Genomic DNA, 19,323 nt, shown 5'->3' with positions numbered 1-19,323 from the left:
TCGCGCGCCGGAGAAAGGCGGCAGGACGTCAGTGGCCAGTGTTTCCGCCGTGGCCGGAAGTTGTTGCCCGCGCGTGGTTCTGGTTGTTTCCGTAGTGCTCGGCGACAGCGTGGAAGGCCTGTTTGGGTTCCCAAGGTAGGCCCGGGTAGGTGTCGCCGTGGCGGTCCTCGAAGACCTTGACGATGCCCAGGCTGGCGAGGTCCAGGTCGGTGCGTGGGTCGGCGTCGGGGCGGTGGGGGAAGTCGTGGAGGGCGAACAGGAAGACGAAGGTGCTGTCGACACCCTCGTCGTCGAAGATTTCCAGTAGCTCGCTGAGGTACGCGGCCTGGCCTGCCTCGTCGCGGGTGTACTCGCCGTTCAGCCGGACGGGCGCGCCGGTTTCGGCGTCGTATTCGACGATTTCCATGCTGCGGGGAGCGACGTCGCCCGAACCATGCCAGGTGGCCGTGCCGAAGCCGGTGATGGCGACCGGCTTGCCTTGCGTGACGAGGGCGCGCACGCCGTCGCGGAAGCGGTCGGCCACCTCGGCGGAGCGGATGAGTTCCATCGAGACGACATCGAACGGTGTCCAGTCGATGCGCTCGAACTGTATGGCGCAGTAGGTGATCGGGCCGCCGAAACGCTCGCGGAGGACGGGCAGGGTCGCGGCGAAGAACTCGTCGAGGCGAGTGCTGACTCCGGCGAGCCGGTCGGCCCGGCCGTCGGGATCGGCCAGCAGCAGGCGCAGGCGCTCGTCGACATCCGCGCCCGGTAGCCAGCCCTGGTTCATGATGGTCAGTTCCACGCCGGCGACGAAGACCACCTCGGCTCCCGTCCGCCGCAACCGTTCCGCGCGTTCCGCGCAATCGGTGAACAGCGTCCGGATCTCGTCGGGGGTCAGGTCCAGCGGGTACGGCGAGAACCACACCTCCAGTCCGAGTCGGGCCGCGCTGCGGGCCGCCAGTTCGAGCCGGTCCGGATCGCCGCCGATGAGCTGAACGGCGTTGCAGTGCAGGTCGTCTCGGATGATCGTGAGTTCGCGCTCGACCACCTCGGGGTCGAGGGTCGGCGGAGTGATCCGGCCGTGCCGGACGAAACCGGTGTTGTAGGTCATTCCCTTGCCGCGCATGTGCTTTCCCTTCCTTCGGGCTTCGAGCCCGCTCGAGCGGGCAGGGCCCAGGGTACGGCTGAAAGTTGCGTGCACGCAAGTTTTCGTGAACGCACTTATTTGTGAGAAGCTGGAGGCGTGACGGAACGACGGAAGGGTTTGCGCGAGCGGAAGAAGCAGGCCACGCGCGAGGCACTGCGGGAGGCGGCCTTGCGGCTGGCCCTGGAACGCGGGCCCGGGAATGTGCGCGTCGACGACATCGCCGAGGCCGCCGGTGTCTCACCGCGGACCTACAACAACTATTTCTCCAGCCGGGAGCAGGCGATCGTCGCCGCGGTCACCGCCGAGCGGGAGGCGCGGGTCGCGGCGGCGGTGGCGGCGCGCGACGGCGTGCGGTTGTCCGAGGCGGTCGTCGACGCGATCGTGGAGCAGTACACCGATCCCGGCGCGCACGGCCACGAGGCGCTGCTCATGATTACCCGCGACGCCGGGCTGCGCGAGACCTACCTCGGCACGGCCACGGTGATCGCGGGGCCTCTCGCCGACGTGTTCGCGGCACGTCTCGACGATTCGGGTGAGAACGACCTGACCGCACGGGTACTCGCGGCCGGCGTGGCCGCCGCGGTGCGCGTCGCCCTCGAACAGTGGGTGCGGCCGGTGTCCGGGGGCCTGGTGGTGGTGTCCGGCTCGCTACCCGAACTCCTCCGCGCCGCCCTGCGACCGCTCGCCCCCGCGCTGGACGCCGCGGACCGCTCCGGAAAGCCGAAGCGGCAGTAGGCCGTTCAGTCCCGGTTCTGGCGGCGGAGCAGTTCGTTCACGCTGACCGTGCGGCCCGCGCCCCCGCTGTGCTTGCCCTCGTCCGGACCCGGTTCGGGGCGACGGCGAGAGGAACGCAGATCGGCCATCCAGCGTTCGATGGTGTTCCGCTCGGAGTCGTCGGCGGGCTCGTCGGCCGCCTGCTGACCCCCCGCCCCGCCGGACTCCCCGGCCTGCGCCGGTGCGGCATAAGGCTTTTCCGGTGCCGAGTACCCCTGCGCACCATACGCCTCACCCACCCCGTCATACCGCTGAGCTTCGTACGGCTGCTCGGATGCGTCGTGCGCCCGGCCCGGAGCCTCGTAAGCCTGTCCGGAGTTTTCGTACGCCTGTACCGAGGTTTCGTGTGTCTGTCCGGAGGCGCTGTATGCCTGGGTAGAGGTATCGCGTGCCTGCCCGGGTGCGCTGTACGCCTGTGGCGAGTTCTCGCGTGCTTGCCCAGGAGCGCTGTACGCCTGGGAGGAGGTTTCGCGTGACTGTCCGAGGGTGTCGTACGCCCGGGGGGAACTTTCGTAGGGCTGCTCGGGTGCTCCGTACGCCTGTGCCGACGAGCCGTATGAGAGGCCGTCGTCATTCGGCTGCTCGGGTGCGGAATATGCCTGGGCGGTACCGGAATACGGCTGCTCAGGTGCTTCGTAGCCCTGGTTGGGTGCGGTGTAGGACTGCTCTCGCTCGTCGTATGCCTGGCTCGGGGCGGTGTAAGACTGCTCCGGCGCTTGGTATCGGTCGGGTGTGCTGTCGTACGACTCTTCGCTGGCCGAGTACGCCACCGGCGTGGTGTAGGACTGTTCCGGTGCTTCGTAGGCTCGGCTCGGGGTGTCGTAGGGCCGCGGTGGTTCGTATGTGCGGGCGGGGGTGTTGTATGCCCGGCTGGCGGGGTCATTCGACGATTCGGGGGCCGAGTATGCCTGGGGCTGTGAGGTATACGGCTGCTCTTGGGCGTAGGGCTCGCGCTCGGTGACGCCTCGGGGCGGGGTGCTCCGCTCGGGCTCCGTGAACGATCGCTGGGTGGAATCCGATGAGTCGGTTTCCTCGTGTGGCTGGAAGAGCTGGGCGCGGTTGGCCGGGTGCGGGGCCACCTGGGGTTGCGGCGGGAGCACGCGCGGCGTGGTGCCGACCGGGGCCGTGGGCTGGGTCGGCTCGCTGCCACCCGAGTCGGCGCGGGACGTCTCGCCCGGGCGCGGCGGCACCGGGCGCGGCGGCAGCGGCGGCCGCGCCGACTGCGGCGTCGAGACGGACGGGGTCGAGATCGAGGGCAACGTGGGCGAAACCGGCGGCGCGGCAGGGGGTTCCGGGCTCCGCGCGGGCCTCGGCTTCGGGGCCGACAGCGGCGGACCGGCCTCGGGCTGCGTCGGAATCTGCGTGGTCGGCGGCAGGTCGGCCAGCGAACTCATGCCGATCACACCCGACTGCGGCTCGATCGCCCGCGGCAGCTTCAGGTTGGTCTGCGGTGTGGTCTGCGGCGCGAACATGGCCTGCGGCGCCCGGCCCTCCGGCGCCGAACCGTGCTGCGAGCCAGCGGACTTCGAGGTCGCCTCCGAGCCCGCGGACGAATCCTCCTCGTCCGTATCGAAATTCAGCAGGGACGAGGCCCCGGAGCCCGAAACATCCTGCGCCGCATCCGGACCGCTCAAATTCCCGGTGTCACCCGACCGGCCTTCCCCGAGCCGCTGCGTGGGCGCCTCGCCGTCCACGCCGCCGATGAAGCGTGCCCGCTTGGGCTTCTTCTTCCGCGCGGGCTTGGCCGGCGTGCCGTCGGCGAGCACGGGGATCTGCAACGTCACCGGGTCGGTGACAGGCGTGGTCTTCACCAGGTCGACCAGCTTGTCGGTGCCCGGCCGCTCGTCGTCGAGGATGGGCTCGCCCAGACCGATCTTCTGCTGGATCCTCTTCATCCACTTGGGCGCCCACCAGCAGTCGTCGCCGAGCAGCTTCATGGTGGCCGGCACCAGCAGCATGCGCAGCACGGTGGCGTCGATGAACAGCGCGGCGATCATGCCGTAGGCGATGTACTGCATCATCACCAGGTCGGAGAACGCGAACGCGCCCGTCACCACCAGCAGGATCAGCGCGGCGGCGGTGATGATCCGGCCGGTCTGCGCGGTGCCGATCCGCACCGCCTCGGTGGTGCTCGCGCCCATGGTGCGCGCCTCGACCATGCGGGAGAGCAGGAACACCTCGTAGTCGGTGGACAGGCCGTAGATGATCGCGATGATCAACACCAGCACCGGCGACATGATCGGCTGCGGCGTGAAATTGAGCAGCCCGGCCGCGTGCCCGTCGACGAAGATCCAGGTCAGAATGCCGAGTGTGGAGCCGAGGCCGAGCGCGCTCATCAGCGCCGCCTTGATCGGCAGCACCAGCGAGCCGAAGGTCAGGAACATCAGCAGCGTGGTGACCAGCACGACCAGCGCGATCATCAGCGGCATGCGGGACAGCAGCGCGTCGATGCTGTCCTTCTGGATCGCGGGCTGGCCGGTCACCATGAACTGCATGTCGTCGGGGACCGAGACATTGGCGCGCAGGTAGTCGATCGCTTCGTCGGCGGTCGTGGTGTCGGCGTCCACCAGCGTCGCCTGCGTGGCCCACACGTTGGAACCGCCCGGCGGCGAATCCGGCGTCTTGAACTTGGTGGCCAGCCCCGGCGCCTCGTTGGCTTCCTTGAGGATGTTGTAGATGCCGCTGGGATTGTCGGTGACCATGACGATCTGCAGCGGGTTCGACCGGTACTGCGGGAACAGCGAGTCGAACTGTTCCTGCGCCACGCGGGTCGGATTGTCCGGCGGCAGATAGGTTTCGCTGATACCGCCGAACTTCAGGTCCTTCACCGGAATGATCAACAGCAGCAACAGGATGCACAGCGGGATCGCCACCTTCAGCGGGTGCTTCATCACCCACTGCGTGCTCTTGCCCCAGAAGCCGTTCTCGATCTCCTCGGCGGTCTTGGTCTTGCGGAACCACTTGAGCCCCAGCATGTCCACCCGGCGACCCAGGATGCCGAGCAGGGCGGGCAGCACGGTCAGCGCGGTCAGCGCCGCGAGCAGCACCGTCGCGATGGTGCCGTAGGCGACCGACTTCAGGAAGCCCTGCGGGAACAGCAGCATGCCCGCGCTGGCCGCGATGATCATGGTGGCCGACATCGCGACCGTCCGGCCGGCGGTCATCACCGAGCGGCGCACCGCCGCGCCGGTGCTGTACCCCTCGGCCATCTCCTCGCGGAAACGGCTGACCATGAACAGGCCGTAGTCGATGGCCAAGCCGAGCCCGATCATCGAGACCACCGGACTGACGAACGAGTTCACCTCGGTGAACTTGGTGATCGCCATGACGATGCCGTTCGCACCCAGCACCGTCAGACCGCCCACGATCAGCGGCAGCGCGGCCGCGACGACGCCGCCGAAGATGAAGAACAGCAGCACCGCGACCACCGGGATGGCGATGACTTCCATCCGCTTCTGGTCCTGCGCCATGGTGTCGTTCAGCGTGCCGGAAACCGCCTGCATGCCCGCGACCTGCACCTCCACGCCCGGGATGTCGAAGACATCCTTGACCTCGCGGAAGTTGTTCACCATCTCGGTGTCGTTGGAGCCCTTGATGGCGAGGGTGGCGAAGGTGGTCTTCTTGTCCGGGGTGGCTACGCCCGTCGTCGTCCACTGGGCGCCGCCGGTGGCCCGCCAGTACGCCACATTGATCTTGTCGATCTGATCCGGGTACTGCTTCGGCAGCGCGACGAGACTGTCGGTGACCTTCTTGCTGAACTCGGGATCGTCGACGGTCGTGCCGTCCGGGGCGGTGTACAGCAGGATCACGTCGCCGGTGTGGTCGCGGCCGTAGGCCTCGTCCTTCAGCTGTGCGGCCTGCGTCGACTGGGAGGTCGGATCGTCCCAGCCGCTGGCGCTGAGATGCTTCTCGATGCCGAAGCCGAACCCGCCGAGCGCGAGCAGCGCGGCCACGACCGCGGCGAGGACGAGAAAGCGGAATCTGTAGACCAGGTCGCCCCAGCGGGTGAACACTAAGCGACTCCTTGCGCGGGGCGGGAGGTGAGCAGGGCCGACAGCGGCCGGAAGGGCTGCAGCCAGGCCCCCTCTTCGGGCAGCGAGTCGAGGGAGACCCGGGGCAGCGGTTCGCGGAACACACCCGGGATGTCCTCGAGGTCGATGAACTCGAGGATATCGGACGTCACCGCCCAGCTGGCATGCTCGCGGAATCCCAGCACCTGCACCGGAACTCCGCTCGCCGCGAGCTCCTCGAGCGGCTCGCGGAAGGCCTGACCGTCGGCGGAGGCGACCATGATGCCGGCCAGTCCGGCATTGCGGCGGCGCGCCTCGATGTGGGCCAGCATGTCGCTGTCGACGTCGGAATCCTCGTCGATCTTGGGCTTGGCGAAGACCGCGTAGCCCACGTTGCGCAGCGCCTCGACCCACGGGCGCACCACGTCGGCGGTGCCGGGCGCGATGTTGGTGAACACCGTCGCCTCCGGCTCGACCCGCTGCACGCTGCCCACCGACAGTTCGGCGGTGCGGGCCAGCAGCCAGCGGCCGAGCGCGTCGAAGCGCGGCCGGTACGCCGCGGTGGGCCGGCCGCCGAGGATCGCGCCCAGGCCCATGTCGAGGTTCGGGGCGTCCCACACGAGTAGTACGCGGCGCACGTCCGCAGTATTACCCGACGGTCCGGGCACGCCGGCATGCCCCTCCGTGGTGCCGTGCATTATTCCGGCGACATCCATGACCTCGGGGGCCATCTCACGCACGCTCATGACTGGGCCTCGCCGGCGCTCGGCTCGGTCGTGGCGGTGGCCACGGCTGAGCTAATGGGTCGCTCGCTGCGCTCGCTCATAAGTCGATCTTCCCCCAGATGAGCTCCGTGATGGCGCTTCCGGCGCGATGTGCCTTGCTTTCGAACTTGGTGACCGGGCGGTCGAAGCCGATCGGAGCGGTCGCGCGGAACTGCTCCGGATCGCCTCCGGTCGCCTCGTTCATGCCGATGAGCAGGGGCTCTGCCGCGCCGACCTCGGCAATGTGCTCGGCGTAGCCGGCGTGGTCGGTCGCGACGTGCAACACGCCGCCGGGCTTCAGGCGGCTGGCGATCAGTGCCATCGTGTGCGGCTGGAGCAACCGCCGCTTGTGGTGGCGCGCCTTCGGCCACGGGTCCGGGAAGAAGACTCGAACGCCGGTGAGCGAATCCTCGGCAATCATGTGTTCGAGGACGTCGACCGCGTCGCCGCGCAGCAGCCGGATGTTGTCGATGCCCTCGCGCTCGACGCGCTGCACCAGCTGTGCCAGGCCCGGCTTGTAGACCTCGATGCCGATCAGGTCGAACTGCGGTTCGGCCTGCGCCATGGCCGCCGTGGCGGTGCCGGTGCCGCAGCCGATCTCGACGACCAGCGGCGCCCGTCTACCGAACCAGGCGGCGGCGTCGAGCGGTTCGTCGGAGACCTCGCGGCCGATGCGCGGCCAGGTGCGCTCCCAGGCCTGCTGCTGAGCCGGGGTGAGCGCGCCGCGCCGGGAGCGGAAGCTGGTCACCCGCGGGTAGAGGCGGGAACCGGTCGGATGCCCCGGCGCGTCGCCGCCGGTATCGATGTGCCGTCCGCGAAGGCCCTCGTGCTGGCGCAGGCCGGCGCCTGCGGGCCCGTCGCTCCCGGCGTTGGGGTTCGCGGCGTCGTTCACGGCGTCCATTGTCCAGTATTCGATGATTAGCGCAGCAATCGACCGCACCGACGGCTGTGCCACCCCATTCAGGCGGCCAGGGTGTCGGCGCGGCGCGGGACCGGTGCGGACCGCTGGCGCAGCGGCAGGCCGAGGACGACTCGTGTTGCCGTACCTGCCATTTCGAGTAGACCCCGCCAGCTTGCCGGAGTGGCCGCCATCGACCACACAGTCCGCGATGTGGTGTCCGTCACCGGCAGGCCGGCGAGGCGGTCGGCGAGCCAGTTCAGGCTCAGCGGTGTGGACAGCGGCAGTAGCGAGAAGTGCTCGCTGAGGCGGTCGCGGAGATACACGACGGTGGCGCCGCCGCGGCGGTAGCGCTCGAGCTGTGCCTCGACGCCGTCGGCGTGGATGATGCGGTCGTGCACGGGCTGGGTGACCAGCACCGGGCAGCGCGGCGCGGTGGTGCCCAGGCGCAGGTCGTCGAAGACGGCGCGCATCGCCGGGTCGGCCACGATCTCCTCCAGTGGTCGGGTCAGGTAGTCGGATACGTTGCGGTGGGCCAGGATCGGCAGCGCGACGATCGGCGCGAGCGCGGCGGCCCGGTCCAGCAGTTGCCGCCCCTCGTCGGTGAGGTGCTCCTCCAGCACGCGGCTCAGCACCGGGTAGATCTCTCGCAGCGCCGCGATGACGATGGCTGGGAAGCCGGCGTAGCGGCCGCCGTTGAGCCGCACGAAGACCTCGCCGGGGTCGCCGACCGGGGCGCCGAGGGCCGCGCCGACGAGCACCAGTTCGGGCGCGTAGGTCGGGGCCATCTCCACCACCCACGAACTCGCCATGCCGCCGCCCGAATAACCCCACACCGCGACCGGTGTCGCGGCGTCGAGGCCGAGCGGCGCGAAGCGCTGGGCCGCGCGGATGCCGTCGAGGGCGCGGTAGCCGGGTTCGCGCGGGGCGCCGAAATGGCCGCCCGGCCCGCCGTGGTCGGCGATGCTCACCGCCCAGCCGCGCCGCAGCGCGTCGGCGAACAGCAGGTACTCCAGCTGCGTGATCGAGCCGGGAACGACCGCGCCGAGCCGCAGCGCGTAGGACGGGGCGCACCGCTCGGTGACCGCGTCGATCGCCGACTGGAAGGCCAGCAGCGGACGGTCGGTGGTGTCGGGATCGTCGCCGGCGGGCAGCAGCACCGTGGTGATCGCGACCTCGGGGCGGCCGTGCAGATCGGTGCTGCGGTACACCAGCTGCCAGGCCCGGACCTGCTGCGGCACCAGCCCGAACAGGGCCACCCGCACGGCGCGACTGCGCAGGACCGTGCCCGGCGCATGGCCGGCGAGGTCGGCGGGCGGGCGCAGGAAAGGGTCCTGCGAGGGCAACAGCGGACGGTGATCGGCCAGGATGGTCACCGTCTCGTCCGCACCCGCCGACACGGCACGGCCGATCGTCCGGAGCAATCCGGCTACCGCGCCGATGCCCGGCAACGCGAGGCCGCCGACTTTTCCGACCACGTCGGTGACGGTCATCGCTGTCTCCTCACTGTCCCCGCGGTCGGCTGCGGGCGCGGCCGATCCCCCGGATCGGCGGCACCGCAGCCGCACCGGCGGCCGATCGTTCCAGAATAGGTGACCCTCGCGCCGGTAAACAGCGGATGACCTGCCAATTGTGCTGTGCCACAAGAGAAACCACCCCACCCCGACGGCCCGTCCCGATCTTCCTGTGAAACCTTACCGACCTGCACCGACAAATCCCGGGCGGCCGCCAATCCGCACCCGCGGCCGTTTCCACTGTGGGAGAGCACACATCGACAGCTCCGGTGAATAACAGCCTTCGAGTGTGAGTGGAGTTCCGCTCGGCTTCGAAGGACATGGTCGTGGTGCGGTGCCGGTGCTTGTGGATCGGCTTGCAAGGGGTGCGCGAACAGGTAAGGGGTGCGGGAACTTCGGGGCGGGAGCTATTCGGGGTGAGGGCGCATATGCTGCGGGTATGGAGCAACCGGCGATCTTCGTAACCGGCGCGGCCGCGGGTATCGGGCGGGCGACGGCGGTGCTGTTCGCCGCGCGCGGGTATCTCGTCGGCGCGTACGACCTCGACGAGAAGGGGTTGAAAGAGGTGGCGGAGGAGATCGGCGCGGCCGGGGGCAGCGTGGTCACCGGCGTACTGGATGTCACCGATGCCGCGCAGTGGAGTGAACGGCTGGCCGAATTCCACTCGCGCGCAGGGCGTTTGGATGTGCTGGTCAACAATGCCGAGGTACTGCGCGCCGGGCCGTTCGAAGAAATCCCGGCGGAGGCGCACCAGCGCATCCTGGCGGTGAATGTGGGCGGCGTCGTCCTCGGCACCCGGGCGGCCTTCGGTTATCTGCGGGACACCCCCGGCGCGCAGGTGGTGAATCTGTGCTCGGCGTCGGCCATCTACGGCCAGGCCGAACTGGCGTCCTACGGCGCGAGCAAGGCCGCGGTGCGCAACCTGACCGAGGCCTTGGACCTGGAATGGCGTCGCCACGACATCCGCGTGCTGGCGATCTGGCCGCTGTTCGTCGCGACCGGAATGCTCGCGGGGGTGGAGACCGCGTCCACCAAGTCGCTGGGCGTGCGGCTCACGGTCGACGATGTCGCCGAAGGCATCTGGCAGGCGACGCGGCGGCGCGGCCTGCTGCCGCGCGTGCACTACTCCATCGGCGCACAGGCGAAACTCCTTGCCGCAGCGGGCAAATACGCTCCCAACTGGGTCGTTCGCACCGCCAACCGAATCATCACGCGGTCGCGCTGAGGACGCGGCCGGACGCTCCCCGCGACGGCCGCGCACTCCGCGAGCGAACCCGGCGGCCGATGCCGACAATCCGCCCGGTTTCTGACAGAATTGCGCGGCGGAAGGGGGTAGTACTCGTGTCGACACCCACCGCATCGGGCCTCGTGAACGATCACGGCGGTCCCGCACCGGAACTCGATCAGCTGATCGCCAATTTGCGTCTCGGCGCGGGCCACGACCCCCGGATCGCCGACCAGCTCGTGGTCGCCGGCAGCGAGTGGCGGCGACCGCCCCGCATCCAGGTGACCGGCCGCTCCCGCGCCGGGCGGACCACGCTACTGCGGGCGCTGGCGTTGATGTCGGCGGTGGAGACCGAGCCGGTGGACGAGCCCGGCCGCCCGGACCCGATCCTCGACGGCGACCTGATCGTCTACGTCGTCTCGGCGGCACTGCAGGCGGCCGACCGCCGCATCCTCGACGCGCTGCCGCGCGACCGAGTGATCGTGGTGCTCAACAAGGCCGACGCCATCGGCTCGCAGTGGTCCGAGGCCGTCGCGACCGCCGACCAGATCTCCTACGGCCTGGGCGTCCCGGCACTGCCGCTGGTCGCAGCGCTGGCGGTGCGCACCCGCGCCGGCACGCCGAGCGACGACGACCTGCGCACCCTGCGCCGCCACGCGGGCAATACCGATCCGCACTTCACGCTGTCGCCGGAGCTGTTCGCCTCCCCGGCCGCGGGCCAGGACGTCGCCGAACGGGAAGCGCTGCTCGACCGCTGGGGCCTGTACGGGGTGTCGTGCGCGCTCACCGCCCTGCGCCACGAGCCGGATCTCGGCCCGCGCGAACTCCTGCAACTGCTGCACGCCGCCAGCGGCATCGACCCCGTGCACGACCTGCTGCACCGCCGTTACGAGCAGATCGGCGCACAACGCGGCGGCGCCTTCCTCGACGAACTCACCCGCCTGGCCGCGCGCTCGGTGCCGGGCACCGCCGCGGGTGCGGGCGCCGGCCGCGGCCGCGACCTGATCGAGGACTATCTCGCCGGTGACGAGGCGCTGTGGCTGGGCCTGCAAGCCGGCCTCGCCTGCCCCGACGTCCAGCACCTGGCCGCCGGCTACCCCGCCCCGCAGCCGTCCGACGCCGACGACGCCTTGGCCCGCGCCCAGCGCTGGCGCGCCGTCGTCTCCAGCGACATGCCCGCCCCGGCCCGGCGCGCCGCCGTCCGCATCCACAACGGGTACATCCGCATCTGGGAGCGAATGAGCAGTGCCGGCCTCTGAATCCCCACTCCCCGCCTCTTCCCCGGCGTCCGTTCGAGCCGCCGACACGAATGGTTCCGACCCCGGCCTGCCGCCCGAGGTGGAAGCCGTTGTGGGACGGTGGAATCCGCAGGGTAGTGCGTTGTTGCGGGCCGTGCCGACGGGTGGGCAGGCGACAGTGTCCGGGGCTCCGGTCACGTTGATCGGGACCGGGGACACGAACACCACGTTGCTGCGGACCGAGCTGGCGCGGTTCGAGCCGCACATCGATCTGACCGAGCCGGTGACCGATCCCGCCGCCCTGGTCGCGCCGCCGTCGGTCGCGCTGGTCCTGCTCGACGCCGGAACCACGGCCGGGGCCGCGCTGCTGGACCTGGTCGGGCGGCTGCGGGCCGGTGGCACGCGAATGGTGTTCGCCTTGAACGGGATTCACGCGCATCCGGACTGGCGCACGGACTTCGAGCGCGACCGCGCGCTGCTGATCCCGGTGCTCGGCGCGGACCCGGACATCGTGCCGGTGTCGGCGCGGCTGGCGGTGGCCGCCCGCGGCTCCGGCGACGCGTCCCTGCTGGACCGGTCGGGCCTGGGCGCCCTGCACACGCGCCTGACCCACGCGGCGGGTGCGGGCGACGAGGGCCGGCTGGCCGCGGTCACCGCCCGCGTGCTCGCCGATACCCGCCAGCGCATCCGGTCGCAGGCCGAAAAGCTGCGCTCCGGCGAATCGGTCGCACAACTGCGTGAGGAGCGCGCCACCCTGCTGGCGGCCCGCGACGGCGGCCGTGCCCAGGCCATGGCCGCCCTGCGCAACCGCCTGCACCTAGCCCGCGTCGACCTGCTGCACGAGGTCGGCGCCCGCATCCGCGCGCTGAACGCCACGGCCCGCGCCGACCTGGACCGTCTCGGCCGCCGCGCCGCCCGCGGCTATCCGGAACAGTTGCAGCAGGCGGTGAATCAGCTCACCGCCGAACTGGACACCGTGGTCGGCCAGCGGCTGGCCGAACTCGCCCGCCAGCTCGAGGCCGTCACCGGCCCCGCGCCCGAGCCCGCCCGCGAACCGGCCGCGCCGCGCTCCGATCCGCCGCCGCGCCTCGGCCCGGACCTCGAACCGCGCCACCGCGGCGTCGAGGACAACCTGATGATCGCGCTCGGCGCCTCCGCCGGTTTCGGCCTCGGCCGCCTGGTCGTCGCGCCGCTGGCCCTGGTCCCCGCGCTCGACTACGCGACCGTCCCGGTGACGCTGCTGCTCGGCGCGGGCGTGGCGTACTGGGTGGTCCGCTCCCGCGGCCACCTGGCCGACCGCGCGCACCTGCGGCAGTGGGTCTCCGACGCGCTGGTGAACGTCAAGGCGCAACTGGAGCAGCGGGTCGCGACGGCGCTCGTGGAGGCGGAGTCCCGGCTCACCGACCACGTCGTGCGGGCCAGCACCGCCCGGGTGGTGGAAACCGACCGTCGCGTAGCCGAATTGGAACGGCAACTGCGCGAGCTGTCCGCGCAACAGCCCGCTCAGGTCGCCGCGTGCGAGCGTGATCTCGCGGTCATCGACGCGGCGTTCCCGGAGTAAACCGGAAGGGCGCGGGTATGGCGAGAGCAGTCGGACATACCGTCGCGGTAGGACACGTGGATGGTCCTCGAGCCGTGTCTCACGGTGTGTGACGCATCACACGCTGGACGGATGCCGTGGACCCTATTAATAGGCTCGGACCACCTATGAGTCCCGCATGGGCAGCATTACCGATCAGTAGCGGTCCGTGACGTCGCCGAGACGGAGGATTGCCGGGGGTCGCGACCGGGTACCGAGTGAGCGACCCCATTCCGTTCCTGGGGTCACATCGCGTTAACCTCTTAATCAAGGAACCTGGGCGTCCGCTTTCGTCCTTGTACGCCGCCCAGCCGGGGCGTGCTTTCGGCAAGCCGGAGCGGGTACCCACCGCCAACGGTGGCTCCCCCGGCGTCGCGGGCTGTGCCACAGCCCTCGAATCCACCCCCAAGAGCCGCCCGTCTCAGGAGAGCTTTCATGACCTCAGTGACCATTCCTGGTCTTCACGGATCCGATGGCACCGCACCGACGGCGCACGCAGGACTGCTGGCCTGGGTGCAGGAGGTCGCAGAACTCACCCAGCCGGACCGCGTCGTCTGGGCCGACGGCTCCGACGAGGAATGGGACCGGCTGACCGCGCAGCTGGTGGAGGCCGGCACCTTCAAGAAGCTCAACGAGGCCAAGCGGCCGAACTCCTTCCTGGCGCTCTCCGATCCCTCCGACGTGGCCCGGGTGGAGTCGCGCACCTTCATCTGTTCGCGCGAGGAGTCGGGCGCGGGCCCGACCAACAACTGGGTCGACCCGGCGCAGATGCGCAAGACCATGACCGACCTGTACCGCGGCTCGATGAAGGGCCGCACCATGTTCGTGGTGCCGTTCTGCATGGGCCCGCTCGGCGCGGCCGACCCGAAGCTGGGCGTGGAGATCACCGACTCGGAGTACGTGGTCGTCTCGATGCGGGTGATGACCCGGATGGGCAAGGCGGCGCTGGAGAAGCTGGGCACCGATAAGCCCTTCGTGAAGGCGCTGCACTCGGTCGGCGCCCCGCTGGAGCCGGGTCAGGCCGACGTGCCGTGGCCCTGCAACGACACCAAGTACATCACCCACTTCCCCGAGGACCGCGAGATCTGGTCCTACGGTTCGGGTTACGGCGGCAACGCGCTGCTGGGCAAGAAGTGCTACTCGCTGCGCATCGCCTCGGCCATGGCGCACGACGAGGGCTGGCTGGCCGAGCACATGCTGATCCTCAAGCTGATCTCGCCGGAGAACAAGAACTACTACGTGGCCGCGGCCTTCCCGAGCGCCTGCGGCAAGACCAACCTGGCGATGATCCAGCCGACCGTGCCGGGCTGGCGCGCGGAGACCCTGGGCGACGACATCGCCTGGATGCGCTTCGGCGAGGACGGCCGCCTCTACGCGGTCAACCCCGAGTTCGGCTTCTTCGGCGTCGCGCCGGGCACCAACCACAGCTCGAACCCGAACGCCATGGCCACCATGGACGCCGGCAACACCGTCTTCACCAACGTCGCGCAGACCGACGACGGCGACGTGTGGTGGGAGGGCCTGGAGGGCGAGCCCGACCACCTGATCGACTGGAAGGGCAACGACTGGTTCCTCCGGGAGACCGAAACCCTTGCCGCGCACCCGAATTCGCGGTACTGCACGCCGATGTCGCAGTGCCCGATCCTGGCCCCCGAGTGGGACGACCCACAGGGTGTGCCGATCTCGGCGATCCTGTTCGGCGGCCGCCGCAAGACCACGGTCCCGCTGGTGACCGAGTCCTTCGACTGGCAGCACGGCGTGTTCATGGGCGCCACGCTGTCCTCGGAGCAGACCGCCGCGGCCGAGGGCAAGGTCGGCACGGTGCGCCGGGACCCGATGGCCATGCTGCCGTTCATGGGCTACCACGTGGGCGACTACCTGGGCCACTGGATCAACGTCGGCAAGAACGCGGACGCGGGCAAGCTGCCGAAGATCTTCTACGTCAACTGGTTCCGCCGCGGCGCGGACGGCCGCTTCCTGTGGCCCGGCTTCGGTGAGAACTCCCGCGTGCTGGAGTGGATCATCAACCGCATCGAGGGCAAGGCCGAGGCCGAGGCCACCGCGATCGGCAACGTGCCCACCGCGTCGCAGCTCGACCTCGACGGCCTGGACGTGAACCCCGCCGACGTCGACGAGGCGCTGAAGGTCGACGCCGACGAGTGGCGCAAGGAGATCCCGCTCATCGAGGAGTGGTTCGAGTTCATCGGCGACAAGCTGCCCTCGGGCGTGCGCGACGAGTTCGAGGCGCTCAAGCAGCGGCTGGGCTAGTACCCGGCCGATCGCGAAAGCCCGCCGCCCGCACCGTGGTTCATAACGGTGCGGGCGCTTTCGTGCGCCGTGCCGTGTTCGTTATGGGGCAATCGCGGCTACCTGCCTTATCCTGGAATGTGTTCTACGTCTCAGGACTGACCAGTTTGATTGCAGGGTAGTGACTGGTCTCCTGCACCGGTGGCTTCGTGCCTGCTCGCGGATCCTGTCCGCGCGCCGGCCCGGCGAGGCTGAACGTGGAGAGGTGGGTGGTGGGCATGATCGATCCGACGTTCGACGCCATGGTTGTCCCGGAGGTAGCCGATATCCGGTTGCCGGCCCGGAGCACGCCGTTGCATCGTGCCGCGAGCCGTTTGCAGGACGTCCTGCCGCCCGGGTGGTGGGTGGACGTCGTCGATGTGCCGCGCGGGCCCGGGCGACCGGCCGAGCCCGTCCTGCGGATTCGGATGCCGGAGGACTGAGCCGCCCCACTCGTCACGGCAGTTAACATCAGGCATCCAGAATAGCGAAACCCTACCTGCCGGTTCGCTTTTCGGAGAACGCACTATTGCATTGGACGCGGGTCCGGAGCATGCTAGAGCAATCTGCTTCGCCCGTTTGATTTTTCAAATGCAATCGCAGGGGAGTCCGAATCATGGCGGTGCAAGTGGTCGGACGGTCTTTGATGACCAGCGACCAGACCCCACATCAGGCGAGGTGTGTCGGCCAGGGCGGATGGGTCGTGTCGTTCCTCCCGGGCCGGACACTGACGCTGGAACAGGCCACGGCCGCGCTACAGGCAGCCGAGGCGGTGTCGGCCGTGCGCGCGCTGGCCGACCGGGTGGGGCTCACCCCGCTGGAGACCGTCGGGCTGGCAATGCAGGAGCCACCGTGGACCGAGCCGCCGCACACCGGCTCCGGTCGTTTCTGGCGGCGGGGCCGGCTGGACCACTAGTCAGCGCTTGGCCGCCACCACGACCAGATTGCTGACCAGTAGTTCCCGCAGCCCGGGTGTCCGGACGAGCCACCAGGCCCAGCGGGGGTGGTAGCGCGGGAAGGTAGCCATGATCCGCGCCCGCGGTGCCGCGCGCCGGGCCCAGCGCATGCCCTCGCCCGCCGTCACCACGAACAGCGACCGGCCGAACCGGTTCTTCGGCTCCCTTCCGGTTCTGCGCCGGTACCGCCGCGCCGCGTATTCGCCGCCGAGGTAGTGCCAGGGGCCGGTCTCGTGCCCGCCGAACGGTCCCAGCCACACCGTGTAGCTGAACACCATGAGGCCGCCCGGTTTGGTCACGCGCAGCATCTCGTCGGCCATCAGCCACGGATCCGGCACGTGCTCGGCCACATTGGACGAAATGCAGATGTCGACGGCGTCGTCGCGGAACGGCAACGCCATCCCCGACCCCCGCACCGCGCCCGGCACACTCAGCCCGGCGGCGTGCATCTCGCTGGGATCCGGCTCGACCGGCACATACCGCGCCCCCGCGGCCTGGAACTCGTCGGCGAAGTAGCCCGGACCGCCGCCCACGTCGAGCACGGTGGTCCCGGCGAGATCACGCCCGGTGAGATCGCGATAGAAATCCCCGACCAACTCGGCGGTATCCGCCGCGATGCCCCCGTAGAACAGCGCCGGATCGGTCTGCTCGTGCCGAAAGCTCCCCAGCAGCCGCAGCGACCGCCGCAACGTCGCCCGCCGCGCGAACCGCACCCCCGGCCGCCCCACCTCCGCCACTACCACCGACCCAGCCGACACCCGCCCACCCTCCGAGTCCCGCTCTTCCCTAGCCCGCGCACAGCGGACCAGTCTCGCACAGGCCGCATACGCCACCTTCCCGACCACGGCGACATGTCCGTCCCTGCACCTGCGGAAGTGACCATCCGGGCCCGCGATATGTCCCGCCACGGACCCCGCGTTGTCCTGCCACGGACTGCGTTGTCCCGGCACGTCCTGCTGGTGGCAGCGTGGCCAGGTTCCAACCACAGCAGCCTCTGGTTGTTTACCTGTCGGGTCGGGGCGACAGGCGCTACTTGTTGTCGATCCGTCCGATCGGATCGGCGGTTTCGGCCAGCTCGGCCTGCAGCTTTTCCCATGGGGCACTGTCGATTCCGAGGGCGCTGCGTAGGTAGGCCCAGGCGGCCTCGCGGATCAGGGCGACGCGCTCGGGGCTTTCGTCGGTGGTGTCGGCGGCGTTGTAGCCGTGAATTCCGCCGAGCGAGTGTTCGCCCCCGAACACGGTGAGGAGGCTCCGGGCGCCGGGGCTGTGGGTGTACACATCGGTGAACCAGTCGGGTCCGCGGGTCGAGAGCCGGGATTGATCGCGGTCGCCCGCGACCACGAGAACCGGTGTGGCCAGACCGTCGAAGTCCGGGTTCATGAAGGAGAAGTTCGCCACGGCGAACGGGGTCAGATCGTCCCCGCCCAGACCGGCGGTCGCAAGCAGCACACCGGCTTTCACGCGGGTGTCGGTCAGGTCGGGACCGGGCTGCCCGTCCGCGCCGAGGACACGGGCGCCGAGCAGCATGCCGACGGTCTGCCCGCCCCAGGAGTGCCCCGCGACGGCGATCCGCTCACGATCGATGCGCCCAGCGAGTCCCGGAACCGCGGCGACGATCTGATCGAGCTCGTCGAGTACCTGTACGACGTCGGTGACGCGGATGCGCCAGATATCCGGGTACCGCGGATCGGCGGGCGTGATGCCGAGTGTCCGCGAATCCAGGAATGTGGGTTGGACGACGACGAATCCCTTGGCGGCCCAGTGGTCGACGAGCGGGTCGTAGGAGGACATGGACTCGCCGAAACCGTGGGCGAGAACGACGATCGGCAGTCCTGATCCGCTGACGGGTGCGGACACGCGGACCTGCAGGTCGACGCCGCGCTCGGGCGAGGACAGCGTGACGGGCTTGATGCTGACGATCGGGGTGGTCGGTGCGGGCATGGGAAATCCCTTCGAAGACGATAGGCTCCTAATCGGAGCACTGTTCCGAATATACGGAGCGTTGTTCCGCTTTACAAGTGCAGCCGGAGAAGGGAGTGCCGGGTGAGTGGACCGCCACCGCTGCCCGCCAAACGCGCGGACGCCCGACGCAATGCGAAGGCCCTGCTCGACGCCGCGGCGGCGGTCTTCCGCACCGACGGCGTGGACGCGCCGGTGCGCCGTATCGCCGCCGAGGCCGGGGTCGGCATGGGCACGATCTACCGGCACTTCCCCACGCGCGCCGACCTTGTCGCGGCTGTCTACCGCCACCAGATCGACGCCTGCGCCGAGGCCGGACCCGCGCTGCTCGCGACAGCGTCCTCACCCTTCACGGCGCTACGCCGATGGGTGGACCTCTTCGCGGACTTTCTGACGACCAAACACGGTCTCGCCGCCGCGATGCGCACCGACCCCGACGGCATGACCGCCCTGCACGCCCTGTTCCTCGATCGCCTGGTGCCCGTCTTCGAGGACCTCCTCACCGCGGCCCGCAGTGCGGGGGAGGTCACCGCCGATTTCACCGCCTACCAACTGATGCGCGCCATCGGTGACATCTGCGCCGGCGGCGAGATGACCGACCCGAACTACGACCCCCGCCTCACCATCCGCTTGCTACTCGACGGCTGCCGAAGCTCGACCTGAGCGTAAGTCGCATCGAGGCCGATTCCCTGCCTGATCGAGTGGTGTCGAGGTCCGTGCTCACGAACATGGGGGCTGGTGTGGACGGGAGAGGCGGGGTGCCGACCGGTCGCCGCGCCGATCGCGCTGTCGGCGGGGGCGGACTATATGGTGGAGCGCGTTGTCAGTCGTCCGAGCGAGTACCACCTGGAGATGTGCCGTGCGCGATACCGGCTCCCGCGAACTCGATCCGGTTGCGCGGGTCGCGGCCGGTGGCGGTCGGAGGTTTCCGCGGGTCGGGGCGGGCCGGGGTTTGCGCAGTTCGGCGGGTAGCGCACGGGCCGCCAGTGGC

15 protein-coding genes are annotated in these 19,323 nt (G+C 69.9%); 8 read left to right on the top strand and 7 right to left on the bottom strand.

Features of this window, described 5'->3' with window-relative positions; all coding sequences use genetic code 11:
* Positions 1-28: 28 nt before the first annotated feature.
* A complete protein-coding gene (locus IU476_RS32350; protein ID WP_195106114.1) occupies positions 29-1,108 on the bottom strand; it encodes a hypothetical protein in 1,080 nt (359 codons plus the stop codon).
* A gap of 117 nt (positions 1,109-1,225) precedes the next feature.
* On the opposite strand from IU476_RS32350, the gene IU476_RS32345 reads away from it, so the two are divergent.
* Positions 1,226-1,864 (top strand): TetR/AcrR family transcriptional regulator, encoded by a 639-nt coding sequence (locus tag IU476_RS32345; protein WP_324194496.1) that lies wholly within the window; start codon positions 1,226-1,228, stop codon positions 1,862-1,864.
* 5 nt (positions 1,865-1,869) lie between these two features.
* Here IU476_RS32345 and IU476_RS37395 read toward each other — a convergent pair whose 3' ends face one another.
* From IU476_RS37395 to IU476_RS32325, 4 genes are all read right to left on the bottom strand, one after another.
* Positions 1,870-5,916, bottom strand: coding sequence for an MMPL family transporter (locus tag IU476_RS37395; RefSeq protein WP_438944095.1), 4,047 nt, complete (start codon positions 5,914-5,916; stop codon positions 1,870-1,872).
* Positions 5,916-6,611 carry an NYN domain-containing protein gene (locus tag IU476_RS32335; RefSeq protein WP_438944098.1) on the bottom strand — a complete coding sequence of 232 codons (696 nt, stop codon included), beginning with the start codon at positions 6,609-6,611 and terminating at the stop codon, positions 5,916-5,918. Before IU476_RS32335 ends, IU476_RS37395 begins: the two co-directional genes overlap by 1 nt.
* A gap of 124 nt (positions 6,612-6,735) precedes the next feature.
* Positions 6,736-7,578 carry a tRNA (guanosine(46)-N7)-methyltransferase TrmB gene (gene trmB, locus IU476_RS32330; RefSeq protein WP_195106112.1) on the bottom strand — a complete coding sequence of 281 codons (843 nt, stop codon included), beginning with the start codon at positions 7,576-7,578 and terminating at the stop codon, positions 6,736-6,738.
* A 59-nt stretch (positions 7,579-7,637) separates the two neighbouring features.
* Positions 7,638-9,068 (bottom strand): lipase family protein, encoded by a 1,431-nt coding sequence (locus IU476_RS32325; RefSeq protein WP_195106111.1) that lies wholly within the window; start codon positions 9,066-9,068, stop codon positions 7,638-7,640.
* A gap of 460 nt (positions 9,069-9,528) precedes the next feature.
* Between IU476_RS32325 and IU476_RS32320 the strand changes: the two genes are divergently transcribed.
* The 6 genes from IU476_RS32320 (at position 9,529) to IU476_RS32295 (ending at position 16,333) form a co-directional block, all read left to right on the top strand.
* Complete coding sequence (locus IU476_RS32320; protein WP_195106110.1) at positions 9,529-10,314, top strand: SDR family oxidoreductase; 786 nt, start codon at positions 9,529-9,531, stop codon at positions 10,312-10,314.
* Positions 10,315-10,430: 116 nt separating this feature from the next.
* Positions 10,431-11,573 (top strand): hypothetical protein, encoded by a 1,143-nt coding sequence (locus IU476_RS32315; RefSeq protein WP_324194495.1) that lies wholly within the window; start codon positions 10,431-10,433, stop codon positions 11,571-11,573.
* Between the two features lie 91 nt (positions 11,574-11,664).
* On the top strand, positions 11,665-13,113 hold the full coding sequence (locus IU476_RS32310; RefSeq protein WP_324194494.1) for a hypothetical protein: 1,449 nt from the start codon (positions 11,665-11,667) through the stop codon (positions 13,111-13,113).
* A gap of 453 nt (positions 13,114-13,566) precedes the next feature.
* Entirely contained in the window at positions 13,567-15,399 is a 1,833-nt protein-coding gene (locus IU476_RS32305; protein WP_195106109.1) for a phosphoenolpyruvate carboxykinase (GTP), read from the top strand.
* A 257-nt stretch (positions 15,400-15,656) separates the two neighbouring features.
* The gene (locus IU476_RS32300) at positions 15,657-15,860 is read left to right on the top strand and encodes a hypothetical protein (protein ID WP_228824661.1); all 204 of its coding nucleotides are present in this window, start codon (positions 15,657-15,659) and stop codon (positions 15,858-15,860) included.
* Positions 15,861-16,033: 173 nt separating this feature from the next.
* Positions 16,034-16,333 (top strand): hypothetical protein, encoded by a 300-nt coding sequence (locus tag IU476_RS32295; RefSeq protein ID WP_195106108.1) that lies wholly within the window; start codon positions 16,034-16,036, stop codon positions 16,331-16,333.
* On the opposite strand, the gene IU476_RS32290 is transcribed toward IU476_RS32295, so the two are convergent.
* Both IU476_RS32290 and IU476_RS32285 read right to left on the bottom strand, forming a co-directional pair.
* Positions 16,334-17,131, bottom strand: coding sequence for a class I SAM-dependent methyltransferase (locus IU476_RS32290; RefSeq protein WP_324194493.1), 798 nt, complete (start codon positions 17,129-17,131; stop codon positions 16,334-16,336).
* A 271-nt stretch (positions 17,132-17,402) separates the two neighbouring features.
* Positions 17,403-18,314, bottom strand: a complete 912-nt coding sequence (locus IU476_RS32285; protein ID WP_195106107.1) for an alpha/beta hydrolase family protein — start codon at positions 18,312-18,314, stop codon at positions 17,403-17,405.
* A gap of 102 nt (positions 18,315-18,416) precedes the next feature.
* Here IU476_RS32285 and IU476_RS32280 point away from each other — a divergent pair, with 102 nt between their 5' ends.
* Entirely contained in the window at positions 18,417-18,995 is a 579-nt protein-coding gene (locus IU476_RS32280) for a TetR/AcrR family transcriptional regulator (protein ID WP_195106106.1), read from the top strand.
* Positions 18,996-19,323 lie beyond the last annotated feature (328 nt).

Origin of the sequence: Nocardia blacklockiae (assembly GCF_015477355.1) — a bacterium.
In the GTDB taxonomy this organism is placed as follows: Bacteria; Actinomycetota; Actinomycetes; order Mycobacteriales; family Mycobacteriaceae; genus Nocardia; species Nocardia blacklockiae.
This window is presented reverse-complemented; position numbering and strand designations above follow the sequence as displayed.